Annotated in this window: 18 protein-coding genes and 1 riboswitch; of the genes, 6 read left to right on the top strand and 12 right to left on the bottom strand. The window is 73.0% G+C overall.

The window, feature by feature from the left end; genetic code table 11:
- Window position 1 precedes the first annotated feature (1 nt).
- Window positions 2-71: riboswitch (cobalamin riboswitch) on the bottom strand.
- Window positions 72-136: 65 nt separating this feature from the next.
- From AB0K15_RS28855 to AB0K15_RS28840, 4 genes are read right to left on the bottom strand one after another with little or no spacing between them, the layout of a single operon-like run.
- A complete protein-coding gene (locus AB0K15_RS28855) occupies window positions 137-754 on the bottom strand; it encodes a hypothetical protein (RefSeq protein WP_364057065.1) in 618 nt (205 codons plus the stop codon).
- 10 nt (window positions 755-764) lie between these two features.
- Window positions 765-998: a helix-turn-helix transcriptional regulator gene (locus AB0K15_RS28850; RefSeq protein ID WP_364057062.1), complete on the bottom strand. Its 234-nt coding sequence runs from the start codon at window positions 996-998 to the stop codon at window positions 765-767.
- 6 nt (window positions 999-1,004) lie between these two features.
- Window positions 1,005-1,886: an ABC transporter permease gene (locus AB0K15_RS28845; RefSeq protein WP_364057059.1), complete on the bottom strand. Its 882-nt coding sequence runs from the start codon at window positions 1,884-1,886 to the stop codon at window positions 1,005-1,007.
- Window positions 1,883-2,746, bottom strand: coding sequence for an ABC transporter ATP-binding protein (locus AB0K15_RS28840; protein ID WP_364057143.1), 864 nt, complete (start codon window positions 2,744-2,746; stop codon window positions 1,883-1,885). Before AB0K15_RS28840 ends, AB0K15_RS28845 begins: the two co-directional genes overlap by 4 nt.
- A gap of 142 nt (window positions 2,747-2,888) precedes the next feature.
- On the opposite strand from AB0K15_RS28840, the gene AB0K15_RS28835 reads away from it, so the two are divergent.
- Genes AB0K15_RS28835 through AB0K15_RS28825 form a run of 3 tightly spaced genes read left to right on the top strand, consistent with a single transcriptional unit; the run spans window position 2,889 to window position 6,153 of the window.
- Window positions 2,889-4,016 (top strand): precorrin-3B synthase, encoded by a 1,128-nt coding sequence (locus AB0K15_RS28835; RefSeq protein WP_364057056.1) that lies wholly within the window; start codon window positions 2,889-2,891, stop codon window positions 4,014-4,016.
- Window positions 4,013-4,636 carry a precorrin-8X methylmutase gene (locus AB0K15_RS28830; protein ID WP_364057053.1) on the top strand — a complete coding sequence of 208 codons (624 nt, stop codon included), beginning with the start codon at window positions 4,013-4,015 and terminating at the stop codon, window positions 4,634-4,636. The genes AB0K15_RS28835 and AB0K15_RS28830 overlap by 4 nt, the downstream gene beginning before the upstream one ends.
- Window positions 4,633-6,153: a precorrin-2 C(20)-methyltransferase gene (locus tag AB0K15_RS28825; protein WP_364057050.1), complete on the top strand. Its 1,521-nt coding sequence runs from the start codon at window positions 4,633-4,635 to the stop codon at window positions 6,151-6,153. The genes AB0K15_RS28830 and AB0K15_RS28825 overlap by 4 nt, the downstream gene beginning before the upstream one ends.
- On the opposite strand, the gene AB0K15_RS28820 is transcribed toward AB0K15_RS28825, so the two are convergent.
- Both AB0K15_RS28820 and AB0K15_RS28815 read right to left on the bottom strand, forming a co-directional pair.
- A complete protein-coding gene (locus AB0K15_RS28820; RefSeq protein ID WP_364057047.1) occupies window positions 6,144-6,569 on the bottom strand; it encodes a heme-binding protein in 426 nt (141 codons plus the stop codon). The genes AB0K15_RS28825 and AB0K15_RS28820 overlap by 10 nt on opposite strands.
- 47 nt (window positions 6,570-6,616) lie before the next feature.
- Window positions 6,617-7,363: a helix-turn-helix transcriptional regulator gene (locus AB0K15_RS28815; RefSeq protein WP_364057044.1), complete on the bottom strand. Its 747-nt coding sequence runs from the start codon at window positions 7,361-7,363 to the stop codon at window positions 6,617-6,619.
- A 54-nt stretch (window positions 7,364-7,417) separates the two neighbouring features.
- Here AB0K15_RS28815 and AB0K15_RS28810 point away from each other — a divergent pair, with 54 nt between their 5' ends.
- Window positions 7,418-8,590, top strand: a complete 1,173-nt coding sequence (locus AB0K15_RS28810) for an MFS transporter (RefSeq protein WP_364057041.1) — start codon at window positions 7,418-7,420, stop codon at window positions 8,588-8,590.
- Between the two features lie 9 nt (window positions 8,591-8,599).
- On the opposite strand, the gene AB0K15_RS28805 is transcribed toward AB0K15_RS28810, so the two are convergent.
- The 6 genes from AB0K15_RS28805 to cbiE are packed head-to-tail and all read right to left on the bottom strand — an operon-like array spanning window position 8,600 to window position 16,008.
- Window positions 8,600-11,680 (bottom strand): arabinosyltransferase domain-containing protein, encoded by a 3,081-nt coding sequence (locus AB0K15_RS28805; RefSeq protein WP_364057038.1) that lies wholly within the window; start codon window positions 11,678-11,680, stop codon window positions 8,600-8,602.
- 30 nt (window positions 11,681-11,710) lie between these two features.
- Window positions 11,711-12,370, bottom strand: coding sequence for a 5,6-dimethylbenzimidazole synthase (gene bluB, locus AB0K15_RS28800; RefSeq protein ID WP_364057035.1), 660 nt, complete (start codon window positions 12,368-12,370; stop codon window positions 11,711-11,713).
- Window positions 12,367-13,095 (bottom strand): cobalt-precorrin-6A reductase, encoded by a 729-nt coding sequence (locus AB0K15_RS28795; protein ID WP_364057032.1) that lies wholly within the window; start codon window positions 13,093-13,095, stop codon window positions 12,367-12,369. The genes bluB and AB0K15_RS28795 overlap by 4 nt, the downstream gene beginning before the upstream one ends.
- Window positions 13,092-14,102, bottom strand: coding sequence for a Gfo/Idh/MocA family oxidoreductase (locus AB0K15_RS28790; RefSeq protein ID WP_364057029.1), 1,011 nt, complete (start codon window positions 14,100-14,102; stop codon window positions 13,092-13,094). Before AB0K15_RS28790 ends, AB0K15_RS28795 begins: the two co-directional genes overlap by 4 nt.
- A complete protein-coding gene (locus AB0K15_RS28785) occupies window positions 14,099-14,860 on the bottom strand; it encodes an SAM-dependent methyltransferase (RefSeq protein WP_364057026.1) in 762 nt (253 codons plus the stop codon). Before AB0K15_RS28785 ends, AB0K15_RS28790 begins: the two co-directional genes overlap by 4 nt.
- Complete coding sequence (gene cbiE, locus AB0K15_RS28780; RefSeq protein WP_364057023.1) at window positions 14,857-16,008, bottom strand: precorrin-6y C5,15-methyltransferase (decarboxylating) subunit CbiE; 1,152 nt, start codon at window positions 16,006-16,008, stop codon at window positions 14,857-14,859. Before cbiE ends, AB0K15_RS28785 begins: the two co-directional genes overlap by 4 nt.
- Before the next feature lie 68 nt (window positions 16,009-16,076).
- Between cbiE and AB0K15_RS28775 the strand changes: the two genes are divergently transcribed.
- Complete coding sequence (locus tag AB0K15_RS28775) at window positions 16,077-18,053, top strand: putative cobaltochelatase (RefSeq protein ID WP_364057020.1); 1,977 nt, start codon at window positions 16,077-16,079, stop codon at window positions 18,051-18,053.
- Window positions 18,053-18,667, top strand: coding sequence for a cob(I)yrinic acid a,c-diamide adenosyltransferase (cobO, locus tag AB0K15_RS28770; protein WP_364057017.1), 615 nt, complete (start codon window positions 18,053-18,055; stop codon window positions 18,665-18,667). Before AB0K15_RS28775 ends, cobO begins: the two co-directional genes overlap by 1 nt.
- Window positions 18,668-18,672 lie beyond the last annotated feature (5 nt).

Here is an 18,672-nt window from a genome sequence, read left to right as displayed (position 1 = left end):
GGAGTTCCTGGCTCCCCGGATCACTCCGGGTCACAGTGGCGGGACCGTCCCGGACTCTCACCGGGTTCCTCCACCTGCCGACGCGTGGTTCGCCACTCACTCTCACGGGCGCGCGAGCCCGCGTCAAGGTGACGTCTCAGACCACGCGCACGGCCACGATCGGCCGCTCGGTCACGGGGTAGGACCGCTGCGCGGTGACGCTCCACGCGTAACCCGCGAACCCGCCCGTTTCCGGTGACGCGTGGAAGACCAGGTGCCCGTAGCCGGCGCCCTGACCTGCGGGGGAGCGGCTGTCGGGGAAGTCGGGTGACGTGCCGTGGGGGTCGGCCGTGCAGTCGGCGACGGGCACGACGTAGGACTTGTCCTCGTCCACGACGGGCGTGCCCCGCACCAGCGCGATGTGCCCGGTGTTCGTCGGCCGGCGGTGCCCGTAGTCGATCACCACGAGGTCACCGGGGCGCAGGTCGGCGACGGTGTCCACGCGTGCGAAGTGCGGCACTTGCCGCTGTTCGAAGACCCACCGGTACGTGCGCGAAGGCGGGCTCACCGAGCGGAAGTGGGTCGTGAAGAACTCGTCGTCGGCCCAGTCGTAGACGTGCTTGAGCAGCTGGGTCTGGAACGAGGCGCACTGCGTGTGGTTGCGCCGCGGCGGCGCCCAGCTCACGACGTCGGGCTCGCCGGAGGCCTTGTAGCGGTTGGCCTCCGGCGAGAGGTGGTCGATGAAGTCCTCGGCGGCGCGCAGGTGGGCGATCACCCCATCCGTTCTACGCCGACCGGTCGCCGATCCGCGGGAACGGCTCGGTGGAGAAGAGCACCTCCATGGCCACCTCGAAGAACTCCGCGATCCGCAGGGCCAGGTAGAGGCTCGGGCTGTACTCGCCGCGTTCCAGGTACCCGATCGTCTGGTAGTGCACGCCGAGCGCGTCGGCCAGCTGCCGGCGCGAGATCCCGCGCTCGGCGCGCAGCACCGCGATGCGGTTGTAGACGTTCTCGCTCACCGCGGATCACACACGCTGCAGTGCCCTCTCCCGTCGCTCGGCCACCGACGACCCGGATTCCCGCCGCGCCATGCGCCGCAGCAGCACCGGGGCCAGCGCCAATCCGATCACGGCCCACACGGCCAGCACGCCCAGGGTCCACCAGGGCCGCCACGACTGCGAGATCTCCACCACCACGGCCGAGTCCGGCAGCAGCGCCGAGCGCATGCCGAGGCCGAGCCAGTACATCGGGAAGACCTGGGCGATGTCCTGCACCCAGACCGGCAGGGCCGTGATCGGGTAGAAGATGCCGGAGATCGCCGCGAGGCCCGTGACCGGCAGCATGACCAGCGCCATCGAGCGCGGGTCGCGGATCAGCGAACCGATCGCCGCGCCCAGCGGCAGCGTCGCCACCAGCCCGAGTGCCAGCACCCAGAGCAGGTTCAGCCACGACCACACGCTGTCACTGGCCAGCCCCGGGAACAGGATCAGGCACGGCACCAGCGTCACCAGCATCGCCGACACCTGCATCAGCGAGAGCGACGTGATCTTGCCGATCAGGTAGCCGAGCATGCCGTTGGGCGTGGCCTTGGTCCGCAGCAGGGTGCCGTCCTCGCGGTCGATGACGAGCTGGCCCGCCGCTCCCGAGAGGCCGTTGAACACCAGCCCGGCGCCGAGCACGCTCGGCACGGTCGCCGCGCCGAGCGAGAATGAGGTGCCGGGCAGGTGGATGCCCCGCAGGAAGAAGAGCGTGACCAGGATCAGGACCAGCCAGATCACCTGGCCGAGCACGTCGTCGCGGTTGGTCCACTGGTGGCGGAACTCGATCAGCCCGCGCCGCAGCCCGTTGCGCGTGGCCGCTCTCTTGCCGGCCGCCGTGAGCGTCAGGGGTGTTGTTGTTGTCGTCATCGCACACCTGCTTCCGCGAGACCGGTCTCGGCCCGGTGCACCAGGGTCATGTAGGTGTCCTCCAGGGACGCGCGCCGCACCTCGAGGTCGGCCACGGCTTCGCCGTACTGCTTGAAGAGCTCGAACACGTACTTCGTCGCCTCCGTGGTGGAGTGCACGAAGTGCTGCCCGTCGACGGACCAGCGCACCTCGGCCTCGCCGGAGATCCGGCGGGTGAGCTCGTCGGCCGAGCCGTCGGCGACGATCCGGCCGCCGTTGAGGATGAGGATCCGGTCGGCCAGCTTCTCGGCCTCGTCGAGGTCGTGGGTGGTGAGCAGGATCGTGGTGTCGTGGGCGTCGGTCAGGCGGTGCACGAGGTCGTGGAACTCGCGCCGCGCCTCCGGGTCGAAGCCCGCCGTGGGCTCGTCGAGGAAGAGCAGCTCGGGGCGGCCCACGATGCCGATCGCGACGTCGAGCCGGCGCCGCTGACCGCCGGAGAGCTGCCGGATCTTCTTGTCCGCGTGCGGGGTGAGCCCGACGGCGTCGATCAGCTCGCGCGTGTCCCACGGGCGGTGGATCGTGCCGGTCGAGTACGGCGCGTAGTACTCGCCGAGGTGCGCGAGCAGCTCGCGCACGCGCCATTTCCCGTGGTCCCGCCAGGACTGGAGTACGACCCCCAGCCGCGCCCGCCAGTCCTCACCGCCACGCGCGGGATCGGTGCCGAGCACCTCGACCTCGCCGGCCGAGCGCATCCGGAAGCCCTCGAGGATCTCGATCGTGGTCGTCTTGCCGGCGCCGTTGGGCCCGAGCAGGCAGAGCACTTCGCCGCGGTAGGCCTTGAAGTCGACGCCGTGGAGGACGTCGTTCGTGCCGTATCTCATGCGCAGGCCCTCGACCCGCAACGCGACTTCCTCTGGATTCCTCACCGAATCCACCCCCATCGTTTGTGTGCGACGAAATGTAACACACCTACTACATTTGATCGCAAGTCTGCTGAATCACCAGCCAGCTACAGTGAGCGGCATGTCCAGCCCTGCCCGCGTACGCGCCGACGCCTGCCCCGGGGTTTTCGCCACGCACGACGCGGCGGACGGACCGCTCGCCCGCGTGCGCCTGCCCGGCGGGGTCGTCTCCGCGGAGCGGTTGCGGGTGCTGGCTTCCTGCGCCGAGGACCTCGGTGACGGCGACGTGCACCTCACCTCGCGGGGCAATGTCCAGCTGCGCGGGGTGACGGGGCCCGGCCTCGCGTCGAGGCTCATGGCCGCGGGGTTGCTGCCTTCGCCGACGCACGAGCGCGTGCGCAACGTGCTGGCGTCGCCGTTGAGCGGGGTGCACGGCGGGACCGCCGACGTCCGCGGGCTGGCGGGGGAGCTGGACTTGGCGTTGTGCGCCGAGCCGGAGCTGGCCGAGCTGCCGGGACGGTTCCTGTTCGCGTTCGACGACGGCCGGGGTGACGTCGCGGGTGAAGGCGCCGACGTGTGCTGGCGCGCGGTGACGTCTGATGCCGGCACGGTGCTGCTCGCGGGTGCGGACACCGGCTGGTCCGTGCCGCGTGGTGAAGCCGTGGCCGCATTGCTGGCTGTCGCGCGTGAGTTCGCCGCGCGGCGGGGGACGGCTTGGCGGATCGCGGAGCTCCCCGATCCCACGGCGGTGCTGCCCCTCGGCCCGCGGTCGGCGCCGATCGAACGCCCGGTGCGCGTGGATCCGACGGTCGGCCCGCTCGGCGACCGCGGCGTCGGTGTCGCGCCCCGGTTCGGGCAGCTCACGGCCGCGCAGCTGCGGGTTCTCGCCGGCCTCGCCCACCACGCGGTCGTCACGCCGTGGCGGTCGATCGTGCTGCCGGACGCCGCGCCGGACGCCGTCGCGCGCCTGCACGCGGCCGGCCTGAGCACCGACCCCGCCGCGCTGGAGATCACCGCCTGCATCGGCCGTCCGGGCTGCGCGAAGTCCCTGGCCGACGTGCGTGCCGACGCCGCGCGGCTGGTCCCGGCCGGGGTCCGGGCCCACGTGGCGGGCTGTGCACGGCGCTGCGGGCGGCCGTCGGGCCCCCACCTCGACGTGGTCGCCGAGGCCGGCGGCTACCGTGTCGGCGGACGCCTCCTACCGGCGTCCCGCCTGGCGGAATCCTTGGTGAGGAAGGAAAACCCGTGATCGACTACCTGGCCGACGGTGCCGAGATCTACCGGCACTCGTTCGCCACGATCCGCGAGGAGGCGGACCTGGCGATCCTGCCGGACGACGTCGCCGGCGTCGCGGTGCGGATGATCCACTCCTGCGGCATGGTCGACCTGGTCGACGACCTGCGCTACTCGCTCGACGTCGTCGAGGCGGGCCGGGCGGCGCTCGAGGCGGGCGCGCCGGTGCTGTGCGACGCGAAGATGATCGCCAGCGGCATCACGCGCAAGCGGCTGCCCGCGGCCAACGACATCGTCTGCACGCTCGACGACCCGAGCGTGCCGGGGCTCGCCGAGCGGATGGGCACCACGCGTTCGGCCGCGGCGCTGGAGCTGTGGCGCGACCGGCTGCCGGGTTCGGTGGTGGCGATCGGCAACGCGCCCACCGCGTTGTTCCGCCTGCTGGAGCTGCTCGAGGAAGGCGTCGGGGCGCCGGCCGCGATCATCGGCGTGCCGGTGGGTTTCGTGGGCGCGGCCGAGTCCAAAGTGGAGCTGGTGAAGCGCGCGCCCGCCCCGTACCTGGTGGTGCAGGGGCGCCGGGGTGGCAGCGCGATGGCCGTGGCGGCCGTCAACGCGATCGCGAGCGTGGTCGAATGACCGGCCGGCTCTACGGCGTCGGGCTCGGGCCTGGCGACCCGGAACTGATGACGGTGAAGGCCGCGCGGCTGATCGGCGAGGCCGACGTGATCGCCTACCACAGCGCGCGCCACGGCCGCAGCATCGCGCGTTCGGTGGCCGCGCCGTACCTGCGCGAGGGCCAGCTGGAGGAGCCGCTGGTCTACCCGGTCACCACGGAGACCACGGACCACCCCGGCGGCTACGAGGGCGCCATCGCCGATTTCTACGAGCTGAGCGCGAAAAAGCTGGCCGAGCACCTCGACGCCGGCCGCGACGTCGTCGTGTTGTGCGAGGGCGACCCGTTCTTCTACGGCTCCTACATGTACATGCACGAGCGCCTCTCCGGACGGTTCGAGGCGGAGGTCGTGCCGGGTGTGACGTCGGTGAGCGCGGCCTCGTCGGTGCTCAGCCGCCCGCTGGTGCAGCGCGACGAGGTGCTGACGGTCCTGCCGGGCACGCTGCCGGCCCCCGAGCTCGCGCGCAGGCTGGCCGACACGCAGGCCGCGGCCGTGCTGAAGCTGGGGCGCACCTTCGGCGCCGTCCGCGAGGCGTTCGCGGAGGCGGGCAAGCTGGACGACGCGTGGTACGTCGAGCGCGCCACGTGGGGTGAGCAGCGGATCGAGCCGCTCGCCGACGTCGATCCGTCGACGGTGCCGTACTTCTCGCTGGCGTTGCTGCCGAGCCCGGCGTATGCGTCCCGGGTGGACGGTGAGCCGGCCGCGGTTCCTCCCGTGGCGAAACCGGTCTCCGGCCCCGGCGAGGTCGTGGTCGTCGGCCTCGGCCCGGCCGGCCCGGAGTGGCTGACGCCCGAAGCGTCGGCCGAGCTGGCCGCGGCGGAGCACATCGTGGGCTACGGCCCGTACGTCGCCCGCGTGCCCCAGCGCGCCGGCCAGGAGCGGCACGCGTCGGGCAACCGCGTCGAGGCCGACCGTGCGGTGGAGGCGCTGGAGCTGGCGGCGGCCGGGGCGCGGGTCGCGGTGGTTTCCTCGGGTGATCCGGGCGTGTTCGCGATGGCGTCAGCGGTCCTGGAACAGGCTGCCGCCGGCCGCGGCGCCGGCGTGCGCGTGCGCATCGTGCCCGGGGTGACGGCCGCGCAGGCCGCCGCTTCCCGCGTCGGCGCGCCGCTGGGCCACGACTACTGCGTGCTGTCCCTTTCGGACCGCCTGAAGCCGTGGGACGTCATCGAACGTCGCCTCGACGCCGCGGGCGCGGCCGACTTGGTGCTGGCGCTGTACAACCCGGCTTCACGCACGCGCACGACTCAGCTCGCCACCACGCGGGAAGTCCTGCTGCGCCACCGCGAACCGGCCACTCCGGTCGTCGTGGCGCGTGACGTGGGCGGGCCGGAGGAACGGATCACGGTGACCACGCTGGGCGGGCTGGATCCGTCCACTGTGGACATGCGGTGCCTGCTCATCGTGGGCTCGTCGAAAACGGTGGCGCAGGAGGGCCAGGACGGCACGACGGTCGTCTGGACCCCGCGTAGCTACGCCTGAGCCCGCAGGTGTTCGACGGCGGTGCGCACGGCTTCTTCGTCTTCCGGGCTCTGCGCACCCGACGCGCCGATGGCGCCGACGACCACGTCGCCGTCGGTGACGAGGATGCCGCCGGCGCGGGCGACGAAGTCGCCGCCGTAGGAGTGCTGGAGCGGGCCGACGACCTCGGCGGGCAGGGCGACTTCGCCGGAGGGCTGGAGCATGCGCAGCGCGGTGCGGGCCTTGGCCACGGCGACGCGGCTGGTCACGGGCTTGCCGCCGTCGGCGCGCTTCAGCGCGATCACCTCGCCGGTGACGTCGAGGACGGCCACCGCCAGCGGGGCGAACCCTCGCTCGGCGGCGACGGCGTGCGCCGTGTTCACCAGCTGGTCCGCTTCGGCCAACGTCAACCCGGGCAGGCGTGGAGTATCAGACACGCTTCGAACCTAGCCGCGATCGGCTCGGGCCGTCCACCGGCCCGTCCTCAGCCGCGCAGGAAGTACCCGGGGGTGTGCCCGAGCGACCGCCGGAACACGTCGATGAACGCGCTCGCCGTCGCGAAACCGCACTCACGCGCGACGGTCGTCACGGGTGTGTCCTCCGCGAGCAGCCGCAGCGCGTGGTAGAGCCGCAGCTGGGTGCGCCACTGCGGGAACGTCATACCCGTGTCCTGCCGGAACAGCCGGGTCAGTGTGCGGCCGCTCGCGCCGGCCTCGCGACCCAGCGCGTCGAGCCCGCGCGAGTCCGACGGGTCGGCCTCCAGCAGCCGGCAGACCGCGGCCAGGCGCGGGTCGCGAGCTTCCGGCACCCGCACCGGCCGTTCCTCGGCCGTGGCGAGCCGGTCGAGCAGCACCGCGCGCAGCCGCCGCCCGGCCGGGCTGTCGCGTTCGTCGCCGAGCGCGGTGTAGGCGACGAGCAGCTCCCGCAGCAACGGGGAGACCGCCAGCGCGGTCGGCTCGACCAGGCCCAGCGGGTTGAGCGTGCGGGCGAGGCCGACGAGGTGGATCCGTGTGACGCCGTACGCGCGGTGGGCGTGCACGGTGCCCGCCGGGACCCACAGCGCGCGGTGGGCCGGGGTGATCCACCGCGAGGTTTCCGTGTGCACCGCGAGCACGCCGCGGCTCGCGTAGACGACCTGGTTCTCGTCGTGCCAGTGCGCGGCGACCGCCTCGGCGGTCTCCAGCTCACGGCTCGAGGTGGGCGCCGCGGGCAGATGGCGAGAAATCGACACAGTTCGGCAGAATAACGGAATCGGGACCACGCCGGCCGGCGCGACGATCCCCGCATGACTTCAGCGAACTCCCGGTGGCCGATGGTGGTGCTCGTCGTCGGCCACGCGGTCGACGACCTCTACCAGGGCGCCGTGCCGGCCCTGGTCCCGTTCCTCGTGGCCGAACGCTCCTACGGCTACCTCGCCGCGTCCGGCATCACGCTGGCTGCGACGCTGCTCTCGGCGGTCGTGCAGCCGCTGTTCGGCGTGCTGACCGACCGGCGCGCCCTGCCCTGGCTCGTCCCGGCCGGCATGACGGTCGCCGGTGCCGGCATCGGGTTGTCCGGTCTCGGGAACTCGTACACGCTCACCTGGCTGGCCATCGCGTTGTCCGGGCTCGGCGTCGCCGCGTACCACCCGGAATCGGCGCGGCTGGCCCGCCGGGTCGCGCGGCGCGGGCACGTCGGCATGAGCTGGTTCTCCCTGGGCGGCAACGTCGGCTTCGCACTCGGCCCGATCCTCGTCACGCCGGTGCTGCACCTCGGCGGGCTCGGCGCGACCCCGCTGCTGGCGGTTCCGGCGGTCGCCGCGGGCCTGCTCACCGTCGCCGTGCTGCGGAAGCTGCAGGCTCCCGGCGCCGCCGCGAGCCACGCCGCCGCGGCCGGCCGAGACGACTGGCGGCAGTTCGCCCGGCTGACGATCGTGGTCGTCGCGCGCTCGATGGTGACCTTCGGGCTGAGCACGTTCCTCGCGATCTGGGTCGCGCAACGGGTCGGTGGCGGTCCGACCGCGGGCGAGGCCGCGCTGGTCGTGCTGTTCGGCGTCGGCGCCGCGAGCACCCTGCTCGGCGGTGTGCTGGCCGAGCGCTGGGGCCGGATCCGCACCCTGCGCGTGGCGTACCTCGTGGCGATCCCCGCCGTCGCCGGCGTTGCGCTCGTGCCCGGACCCGCGGTGTACGCGCTGGTGGCGCTGGCCGCCGTGGCCACCTACGTCCCGTTCTCCCTGCACGTCACGCTCGGCCAGGACTACCTGCCCCACCGCCACGGCACGGCCGGCGGCGTCACCCTCGGCCTCGCGGTGAGCGTCGGCGGGCTGGCCGCGCCCGCGGTCGGCGGGCTCGCGAACGCGGCGGGTCTGCAGCAGGCGCTGCTGTCGCTGACCGTGCTGCCGGTCCTGGCCGTGGTCGCGGCCCGCGGGCTGACCGAGCCGCACCACGAGGACCGTCCACAGGAGACGGTCAGGGCGTGACCCGGCGCGTCAGCGCGTCGGGTCCTTCCCGTTCGGCTGCGCCGGTCCGGGGCCTGGTGACCACCAGCCCCACACCGTCTTCCGGCCGTGCTGCACCGTGGGCGCGATGCCTTCGCTGAACGGTTCCACCTGCAGCAGCTGGCCCCACGACTGGCTCGGCTGGCCGATCAGGTAGCTGGGCACCTCGGGTTCCTTCGCAACCTCCTCGAGCCAGCCGATCGGGCCGCCGTTGGTGGCCGAGGCCCATTGCGCCTCGTCGGCCAGCGCGCCGGCCGTGATGCGGTAGTCGGGGACCTGCGAGATGCCGTCGTGGGAGGTCACGGGGTTGGCGCAGGGGTAGACGAACGAGGCGGGCCAGTCGATGTACACGGACTTGCCCACGAGCTTGTCCGTCAGCGTGGTGAAGGTCGGCACGCGCGGGGCGGACGCGGCGATCCAGCCGTCTTCCGTGAGGTCGTTGTCGACGATGTCCACGCGCACCGACGTGGTCTGCGGCGGCAGGTCGCGCAGGTTGATGCGCGTGTCGTTCCAGCCGCCGGTGCCCGCGCCGGGTGGGAGGGCGAACTGGCTGCGCAGCACCTTCACGCCGTCGGCCGTCACCACGCCGTAGTCGAGGCTCACCGACGCGGGGCGGCGGGGCTGGGCCGCCGTCGCGATCACGATCTGGCCGTCGGCGGGTTTGTCGGCCAGCGCGTACCACTCGCTGCGCAGCCGGCCCGCGCGGTTCTGCTCGAAGTAGCTGCTCCACATCGGCACGGTGTCGGGTGTGAACCCGTGCGGGGGCTCGGAAAGCGGGTCGTCCTCTTCGACGGGGCGCGTGTGGAAGCCGGTCTGCACCTGGCCGTTGTCCGGGTCCGGGTTCGGCAGCGGCGACTCGTCCTCCTGCTTCGCGGGCACAGTCCGCTGTTCGGTCTGCGGGTGCAGGACGCTCTTGGCGGCGTCGGTCTCCACCATCACGTGGTCGGAGAGGTTGCAGCTCTTGCCGAACAGGTGCCCGAAGTTCGCGGCGCCCAGGCTGTAGCTGCCCCGCTGGATGTAGATCGCCGCCGCCATCGTGTAGAACTCGCCTGCCGCGACCAGGCCGCACACCACCACGAGCGACAGCGAGCCCAGCCGCAGCGACCGGCCGCGTTTTTCCTGCGGCGCGGGCGCTCCCGGCCGGTGGGCGCGGATGTTCTCCACGAACGCGTAGATCCCCGCGATCGCCGCGGCCACCAGCAGGATCGTCGACAGCGGGATCCCGCCGATCGACGGCGCCAGCCCGGTCCACGGCACGCCCAGGCGCGAGACGAACCAGTACGTGTTGGGTCCCGTCGCGGCGAGTGCGCCGACCACGAGCAGCCCCGCCAGGAACGTGGCCCGGTTGCGGTTCGAGCGCAGCACGGTGGAACTCGTCGCCAAGGCCGTCAACGCCGCCATCGACGCCCCGACGGCCGCGAACGCGCCGAAGTGGTGCGTCCACTTCGTCGGCGTGAGGGCCAGCAGCAGGAAGAACAACGCGGTGGTCCCGATCAGCCGCCGGCTCGGCCCGAGCGCGGCGCCCGGGATCCGGCCGCGCCGCAGCAGCACGACCAGGCACGTCGCCGTGCACAGCACCACCAGCAGTACCGGGAAGCGGCGCGGCGCCGAGCCGTCGGGCAGGTTCTCGAACAACAGCTGGTAGCGCGCGAGCTCCTGGAACCACGACAGGTTCGGGCCGACCTGCGTGCGGATGCGGGTGGCCTCCTGCACGGTCGCGAACGTCTGGTCCGCGAACACCACCACCAGCACCAGCAGCCCGGACGCGAGGATCGGCGCCAGGATCGGCAGCCAGCCGCCGGCCGCGCGCTGGCGCACGAGCTTGAACAACGGCCGTGCGGCGACGAGGAACGGCGCCACCGCGATCAGCCCCGTCGGCGTCGCGGCGAGCGTGAACGCGGCCGCGGTGAGGCCGAGGCACAGCGGCAGCAGGCGGCGTGTCACCAACGCGCGTTCCACGGCGCAGATCGCGAGCAGCGAACCCAGCGCGGCCACCGGTTCCGGCCGCACGCCGTTGTTGTAGGGCATCCACCAGACCAGGAACACGGCGGCCGCGGCCCAGCCCGCCGCGCGGCTGCCGCGCACCTGCGTGCCCAGCCGGGGCATCACTTCGCGGCTGATGAGCAGCCAGCTGATCACGCCCAGCAGGTACGAGGGCAGCCGGATCCACGGCGGCACCGTGCTGACGTGCGTCATCAGCTCGTAGAGGTGGTAGAACCAGCCGAACGGCGCTTCCGCGACGCCGAACCAGCGGTGGTAGTTGGTCAGGAAGCCGGTGGACTCCGTGACCCGCGCCATCGTGAGGATGTAGCCGTCGTCCGAGGTCACCGGCCCGATGAACACCCACGCGCCGAGCGCGAGGATCACCGTCGCGTCGCGGCCGGTCAGCCGCCACCAGCCCACCGGTGCCCACCGCGGCGCGCGGCGCGCGAACCCGGAGTCCATGCGCCACACCGCGATCAGGCACGCGATGAACGCCAATGCGCCGAGGATGCCGACGCCGATCTTCAACGCCGTCGGCGAGGTCTGGTAGCGCGTGTCCGGCACGACCGTCACGTGCAGGCCCGAGATCGGGTCCTTCGCGGAGCTGATCGACGAGTAGATGCCGACCACGCGCGGGCGGACGTCGCCGGTCGTGTGGAACACCGGCGTGCCCGCGACGGCGAGCGTCATCTGCGTGGCATCCGACTTCAGCGTCACCGCGCAGCCGGCCGGTGGCAGTGGCTGCTGCGCGATCTGCTGGCCCTGGCTCGACGCGAGCAGCACGCCGTTGTCCACGCGCAGCTGCAACCCGACGCCGTTCCCGGCGCGCGGGTCGGTGCGCCCGTCCGGCACCGTCGCGAACAGCAGCGCGGGACCGTTCGTGCGCGCGTCGAGCGACTTGACCGTGGCGCACGGGATCTCGGCCTCGAGGTCCTGGGCCCAGTACCCGGTCAAGGGCGCGTTGACGGACCGGGTGTCGGAGCCGGTCGGCCAGCCGACCTGCGCGGTGTCCTGCACGACGGGCAGGAACGGATAGGCCAGGGCGCATAGCGCCGAAAGCAACCCCAGCGCTACGGCAATCGGACGCATCCGGGAAAGTTATCCGGTCGGCCGAAGGGGCTATGCAGGCCCCTCGGTGCGGGGCGTGAAGCGTTCCTGGTGCACGGCGTTCGCGAGCGGGGCGCGGGTGCGCCAGCCGTGGCGTTCGAGGTCCGGGACCTCGGCCAGCGCGGTCACCGGACCGACGCACAGCCAGGCGACCGGCCGGACGCCATCGGGGATGCCGAGCAGGTCGGCGAGGAACGGCTCGCGGTAGAAGCTGACCCAGCCGACGCCGAGGCCCTCGGCCGTCGCGGCCAGCCACAGGTTCTGGATGGCGAGGCAGACGGAGTACAGCCCGGCGTCGGCGATCGCGTGCCGGCCCAGCACGGCGGGTGCGCCGCGTCCGGCGTCGTAGGTGACGACGATGCCGAGGGTCGACTCGCGGATGCCCTCGATCTTGATGCGGGAGAACGTGTCGGCGCGTTCGCCGGCCAGCTCGGCCGCGAACACGTCGCGTTCGTCGTGCACGTGCCGGGCGAACGCTTCGCGCGTGGCGGGGTCGCGCACGAGCACGAAGTCCCACGGCTGGCTCAGGCCCACGCTCGGCGCGGCGTGCGCGGCTTCGAGGACGCGGGTGAGCACGGCGTCGTCGATCGGCTCGCCGGTGAACTCGCCGCGCACATCGCGGCGGCGCCGAAGCACGCGGTAGAAATCTTCGCTGGAGAACTCGTCGATCATCGGTGCAGCACCCAATCCACGGCTTCGGCGACCCCCGCGACCTCGGCGGTGTCCGGGCGCGGCGGGCGGCGCACGACGACCACCGGCAGGCCCAGCTCGCGGGCGGCGGTGAGCTTCGCGGCGGTCATCGAGCCGCCGCTGTCCTTGGTGACGAGGACGTCGATGCGGTGCTCGGCCAGCAGCGCGCGTTCTCCGTCCACTTCGTACGGTCCGCGGTTCAGCAGGACCTCGTGCCGCCTCGGCAGCGGTGGTTCGGGCGGGTCGACACAGCGGATGAGGAACCACAACGCGTCGAGCCCGGCGAACGCGGCGAGCCCCTGCCGTCCGCTGGTCAGGAAGACGCGGGAGCCGAGACCGGGCAGCAGTTCGGCGGCGCTGCCGAGGTCATCGGCCCAGTGCCAGCGGTCGCCTTCGGCCGGCTGCCAGCCGGGCCGGGCGAGCCGCAGCAGGGGCACGCCGACGGCCGACGTGGCCGCAAAAGCGTTGGCACCGATGCGTTCGGCGAACGGATGGGTCGCGTCGACCACCGCGGCCACCTCGTGCTCACGCAGCCACGCGGACAGCCCGTCGACCCCGCCGAAACCGCCGACGCGGACCTCCCCGGCCGGCAGCCGCGGCCGCGCGACGCGTCCGGCGAGCGAAGAAACCACGGCGACCCCGCGCCCGTGCAGCTCGGCCGCGAGCGCGCGGGCCTCGGCTGTGCCGCCGAGGACCAGCACGGTCATCCGCCGTAGCCCACGGCCGCGCGCCAGCGGTCGAGCGTGCGCATGTTCGCGAGCGTCTCGGCCCAGGTCAGCTCGGGTGCCTGCCGGTTGTCCACGTGCGCGGCGACGTGGTCAGCCTCGCGCGCGAACACGCTCTGCGTCGCCTCGATCTCGATCACCTCGGGCTCACCGGCCGCCGGCGTCAGCACGATCTGCGACGACGTCGCGCGGCGCATTCGCGGCAGCCACGCGGGTTCCGGCACGTGGATCTGCCCGGTGGTGCCGTAGATCCGGATGTGGTCGTCCTGGGTGAGCCGGTAGCCGCACGACAGGTGCGCGATGATGTCGCCCGGCAGCCGCAGCAGGCCCATCGCGAACTCGTCGACGCCGCGGTCGGTCAGCCGCGCCATTCCGCTGACGGTGGTGGGTTCCACGACGTCGATGCCGGTCGCCGCCTGCGAAACGAGCCGCGCGAGCGAGGTGCAGTAGCAGCCGACGTCGAGAATTCCGCCGCCGCCGAGCGCCGGGTCGGCCAGCCGTGGGGCGTCGTTGGCGCCGGTGTCGAAGCTGAACGAGACGTCGACGGCCCGGACCTCACCGATCGCACCGCACGAGATCAGCTCGACGAGCCGGCGCGTCTGCGGGTGCAGCCGGTACATGAACGCCTCCATGAGGAAGACGTCGTGGCGGCGCGCCGCGTCGATCACCTGCTCGGCCTCGGCGGCGGTGACCGTCAGCGGTTTCTCGCACAGCACGTGCTTCCCGGCTTCGGCGGCGCGGATCGCCCACTCCGCGTGCATCGGATGCGGCGTGGCGATGTACACGGCGTCGACGTCCGGGTCGGCGAGCAGATCGGCGTAGGCGCCGTAGGCCTTCGGGATGTCGAAGCGGGTGGCGAACTCGCGGGCGCGGTCGGCCGAGCGGGCGGCGACGGCTTCCAGCGTGCCGTGCTTGCTGCGCTCGACGCCGGCCGCGAAATCCGCGGCGATCGATCCGGCGGCCACCAGGCCCCAGCGTAGTTCGGTCACAGTGACTCCGGTTGGCTCGCGCGGTCTCGGGTGCTCGAATACAGGAAGCTGTCGGGGAATCCTCCGGCGGCGAGGACCCGGCCGACGAAGATGGTGGCGGCGCGCGTCATCCCGGCTTCGCGCGCCTGTGCGGCGATGCCGCTGAGCGTGCCGCGCACGACGGTCTCGCCCGGCTGGCTCGCCAGCGCCACGACGGCCGCGGGGCAGTCGGCGCCGTAGAACGGCACGAGCTCCTCGGTGACGCGCTCGACGTGGTTGATGGCCAGGTGCACGGCGAGGGTGGTGCCACTGCGGGCGAAGTTCGCCAGCGTCTCGCCTTCGGGCAGCGCCGTCGACCGCGCTTGGGCCCGCGTGATCACGAGGCTCTGCCCGATGCCGGGCACGGTCAGCTCCCGGCCCAGCACGGCGGCCGACGCGGCGAACGCGGGCACGCCGGGGACGATGTCGTAGGGCACTGCCGCGGCGTCGAGACGGCGCACGGTTTCCGCCACCGCGCTGTAGAGCGACGGGTCGCCGGAAACCAGCCGCGCGACGTCGTGACCCGCGTGGTGGGCCGTGATCAGGCGTTCGGCGATCTCGTCGAGGCTCAGGTTCGCGGTGTCGACGCGCTCGGTCCCGGGCGCGCAGTACGCGAGCAGGTCGGTCGGCGTCATGCTGCCCGGGTACAGGCACACACCACAGCGCGCGAGCAGGTCGCGGCCACGGACGGTGATGAGGTCGGCCGCCCCGGGGCCGGCGCCGATGAAGTGAACGGTCATCTCGAACTCCAGGACGTCACGGTGCGCGACGGGGTCCACCCCGTGAACCCGCCGAGCGGCTGCGCGTGGTCGACAGCGATCCTCGTCAGCTCACCACCCCGCCTCGTGTAGGCGTCGGCCAGGATCCGTTCGGCTTCGAGCGTGACCCCGTGGGCGACCACGCGGGCGCCGGTGGCGAGGCACGCGTCGAGCAGGCCGGGCACGGTGAGGCCGCCGCCGATGAAGACCGCGTCGGGGCGGGGGAGCGTCGCCAGGGCGTCGGGGGCCGGGCCGGTGACCACCCGCAGCTCGGGGACGCCGAGCGTGGCGGCGTTGCGGGTGATGCGCTCGGCGCGGGCGGGGTCGCGTTCGATCGCGATCGCGCGGTTGAGCGGGTGCGCGCGCGACCATTCGATGCCGATGCTGCCCGCGCCGGCGCCGACGTCCCACAGCAGCTCGCCGGGTACGGGCGCGAGGTGGGCCAGTGCGGACGCACGCACGTCGCGTTTGGTGAGCTGGCCGTCGTGCTCGAAGGCGCTGTCGGGCAGGCCGGTGAGCGGGAGCGCGGGGCCGGCGCAGACCAGGGCGAACACGGTGAGCGGGCCGGGGTCGTGGGTCCAGCCGTCGGCGCGGCGTTCGTCGTCGGCGCCGAGGTTTTCGAGGCTGGTCAGGGTGGAACCGCCGTAGCCGCGGGCGCGCAGGAGCTCGCGCAGGTCTTCGGCGTTCGCACCCAGGACGAGGACTTTCCGGCGCGGCGCCAGGGCCCGGGCCACGCGATCGACGGCCCGGCCGACCACGGTGACGACCTCGGTTTCCTCGAACGACCAGCCCAGGCGTGCACGGGCCAGCGTCACCGACGACAGCGCGGGCACGACGTCGACCTCGTGGCCGCGCTCGCGCAGGGTCGTGCCGATGCCCGAGAGCAGGGGATCACCGCTGGCCAGCACGCAGATCCGGCGCCCGGCGTGCGCGGCCAGGACGTCGTCGAGCGCGGGCAGCAGCGGGCTCGGCCAGGCTTGCGCGCGGACGCCTTCGGGCAGCATCGCGAGCTGCCGCGGCGCACCCAGCACGACGTCGGCTTCGAGCACGGCATTGCGTGCTTTCCCGCCTAGTCCCGGCCAGCCGTCGGCCCCGATCCCGACGACCGACAGGCGTGATTTTTCGCGCACGTTCGCCCACGCTAGACGACGCGTTTCCTGTGCGATGATCGGCCGGACGCCGACCACGAGGAGAGCTCTTGAAGCCGTACCCGTTCACCGCCGTCGTCGGGATGCCGGACCTGCGCCTGGCGCTGATCCTGTCCTCGATCTCACCTGCCGTGGGCGGAGTGCTGGTGCGGGGCGAGAAGGGCACGGCGAAGTCGACGATGGTGCGTGCGCTCGCCGGCCTGCTGCCCCAGCTCGACGTGGTGGACGGCTGCCGGTTCTCGTGCGATCCCGCCGCGCCCGACCCCGTCTGCCCGGACGGTCCGCACCCCGCGGACGCGCCCGCGCACCGGCGGCCGGCGCGGCTGGTGGAGCTGCCCGTCGGCGCGGCGGAGGACCGGGTCGTCGGGTCGCTGAACCTGGAGAAGGCGCTGGCGCAAGGTGTCACGGACTACCAGCCGGGACTGCTGGCCGCGGCGAACCGGGGCCTGCTCTACGTGGACGAGGTCAACCTGCTGCACGACCACCTCGTCGACACCCTGCTCGACGCCGCCGCGATGGGCCGCGCCACCGTGGAGCGCGAGGGCGTGTCCGTGTCGCACGCGGCGCGGTTCGTGCTGATCGGCACGATGAACCCCGAGGAAGGCGAGCTTCGGCCACAGCTGCTGGACCGGTTCGGGCTGACCGTCGAGGTCGCGTCCAGCCGGGAGCCCGAGCAGCGCGTGGAGGTGGTCCGCCGGCGGCTCGCGTACGAGGCGGATCCCGACGGGTTCGCGAGCGCGTATGCCGCCGAGGACGCGGCGCTGGCGACCGACATCGAAGCGGCACAACGGCTTCTGCCCGCGGTGAAGCTGCCCGACGACGCGCTGCGGCAGATCGCCGAGGTGTGCGCGTCGTTCGAAGTGGACGGGATGCGGGCCGACATCGTCACGGCGCGCACGGCCGTCGCGCACGCGGCGTGGGCCGGGCGCAACGAGGTGACCACCGAGGACGTGCGCGTGGCCGCGCGGCTCGCGTTGCCGCACCGGCGCCGCCGCAACCCGTTCGACGCGCCGGGGATTTCCGAGGAACAGCTGGAACAGGCGTTGCAGGACGCCCAGCCGCCCGAGGATCCCGGTCCCGGTCCGGAGGACGACGGGCCCGGCTCGGGCACCCAGCCGCCGGCCGCGGAGGGCGAGCAGCCGCCGGGGGACCAGCCCGCACCTCAGCAGCAGCCGCAACCCGGCGACGGGACGGGTTCCGGACCGCAGAGCACGGTCGGCTCGGGCGAGACGTTCCGGGCGCGCGTGTTCCGGGTAAAGGGCACCGGCGAAGGCGAGCGCGGCCGCCGGTCGCGGGCCATCACCGACACCGGGCGCACGATCGGGGTCCAGCCGCCGAGCGTCCGCGACGGCCGCCCGCACCTCGTCGCCACGATGCGGGCCGCCGCGCCGCACCAGCGGTCCCGCGGTCGCAGTGGCCCGGGACTTCTCGTGCGTACGCAGGATCTGCGGTTCGCGTTGCGCGAAGGGCGCGAAGGCAACCTCGTACTGTTCTGCGTGGACGCGTCGGGCTCCATGGGGGCGCGCACGCGGATGCGTGAAGTCAAGACGGCGGTGCTGTCGCTGCTGCTGGACGCCTACCAACGGCGCGACAAGGTCGGGCTCGTCACCTTCCGTGGTGATTCGGCCGAGCTCGCGCTGCCGCCGACGATCAGCGTCGAAGCCGCGGCCGCACGGCTCGAAGGACTGCCGACGGGCGGCCGCACGCCGCTCGCGGAAGGGCTGCTGGAAGCCGCGCGCGTGCTGCGCGTGGAGGCGATCCGCGATCCGCGCCGTCGTCCGTTGCTGGTGCTCGTCACGGACGGGCGGGCCACGAGCGGAGCCGACGCCGTCGCGCGGTCGCAGGCCGCGGCGGGATTGCTGGCCGGCGTCACCACCATCGTGATGGACTGCGAGAGCGGCCGGATGCGCCTCGGGCTCGCGGCGGAGCTGGCCGGGCACCTCGGTGCCGAGCACGTGCCGCTCGCCGAGGTCGCGGCCGAGACGCTCGCCGCCGCGGTTCGTGATCGCACCGGGAGGGCTGCCTGATGCCGCAAGGGAAACCGGCCGTCGTCCCGCAGGACGGGCTCACCACTCGCCAGCGGCGCAACCGTCCGCTGCTCGCCGTGCACACTGGCGAGATGAAGGGCAAGTCGACCGCCGCGTTCGGCATGGCGCTGCGCGCGTGGAACCAGGGCTGGTCGATCGGCGTGTTCCAGTTCGTGAAGTCGGCGAAGTGGCGCGTCGGCGAGGAAGCCGCGTTCCGTGCGCTCGGGAAGCTGCACGACGAGACGGGTGAGGGCGGGCCCGTCGAGTGGCACAAGATGGGCGAGGGCTGGAGCTGGACGCGCAAGCAGGGCTCCGACGAGGACCACGCCGCCAACGCGCGCGAGGGCTGGGCCGAGATCAAGCGCCGCCTCGCCGCCGAGACGCACGACTTCTACGTGCTCGACGAGTTTTCCTACCTGCTCAAGTGGGGCTGGCTCGAGGTCGGCGACGTGGTGTCCACTTTGGTCTCCCGGCCCGGGCACCAGCATGTGGTGATCACCGGCCGCTACGCGCCGCCGGAGCTCGTCGAGGCCGCCGACCTGGTGGCCGAGATGACGAAGGTCAAGCACCCCATGGACGCGGGCCAGAAGGGGCAGCGGGGGATCGAGTGGTAGCGCGG

Origin of the sequence: Amycolatopsis sp. NPDC049253, from assembly GCF_040678995.1 — a bacterium.
Taxonomy (GTDB): Bacteria; Actinomycetota; Actinomycetes; order Mycobacteriales; family Pseudonocardiaceae; genus Amycolatopsis.
Note: the sequence above shows the minus strand (reverse complement) of the source record. Positions and strands in the feature narration are given on the sequence as shown.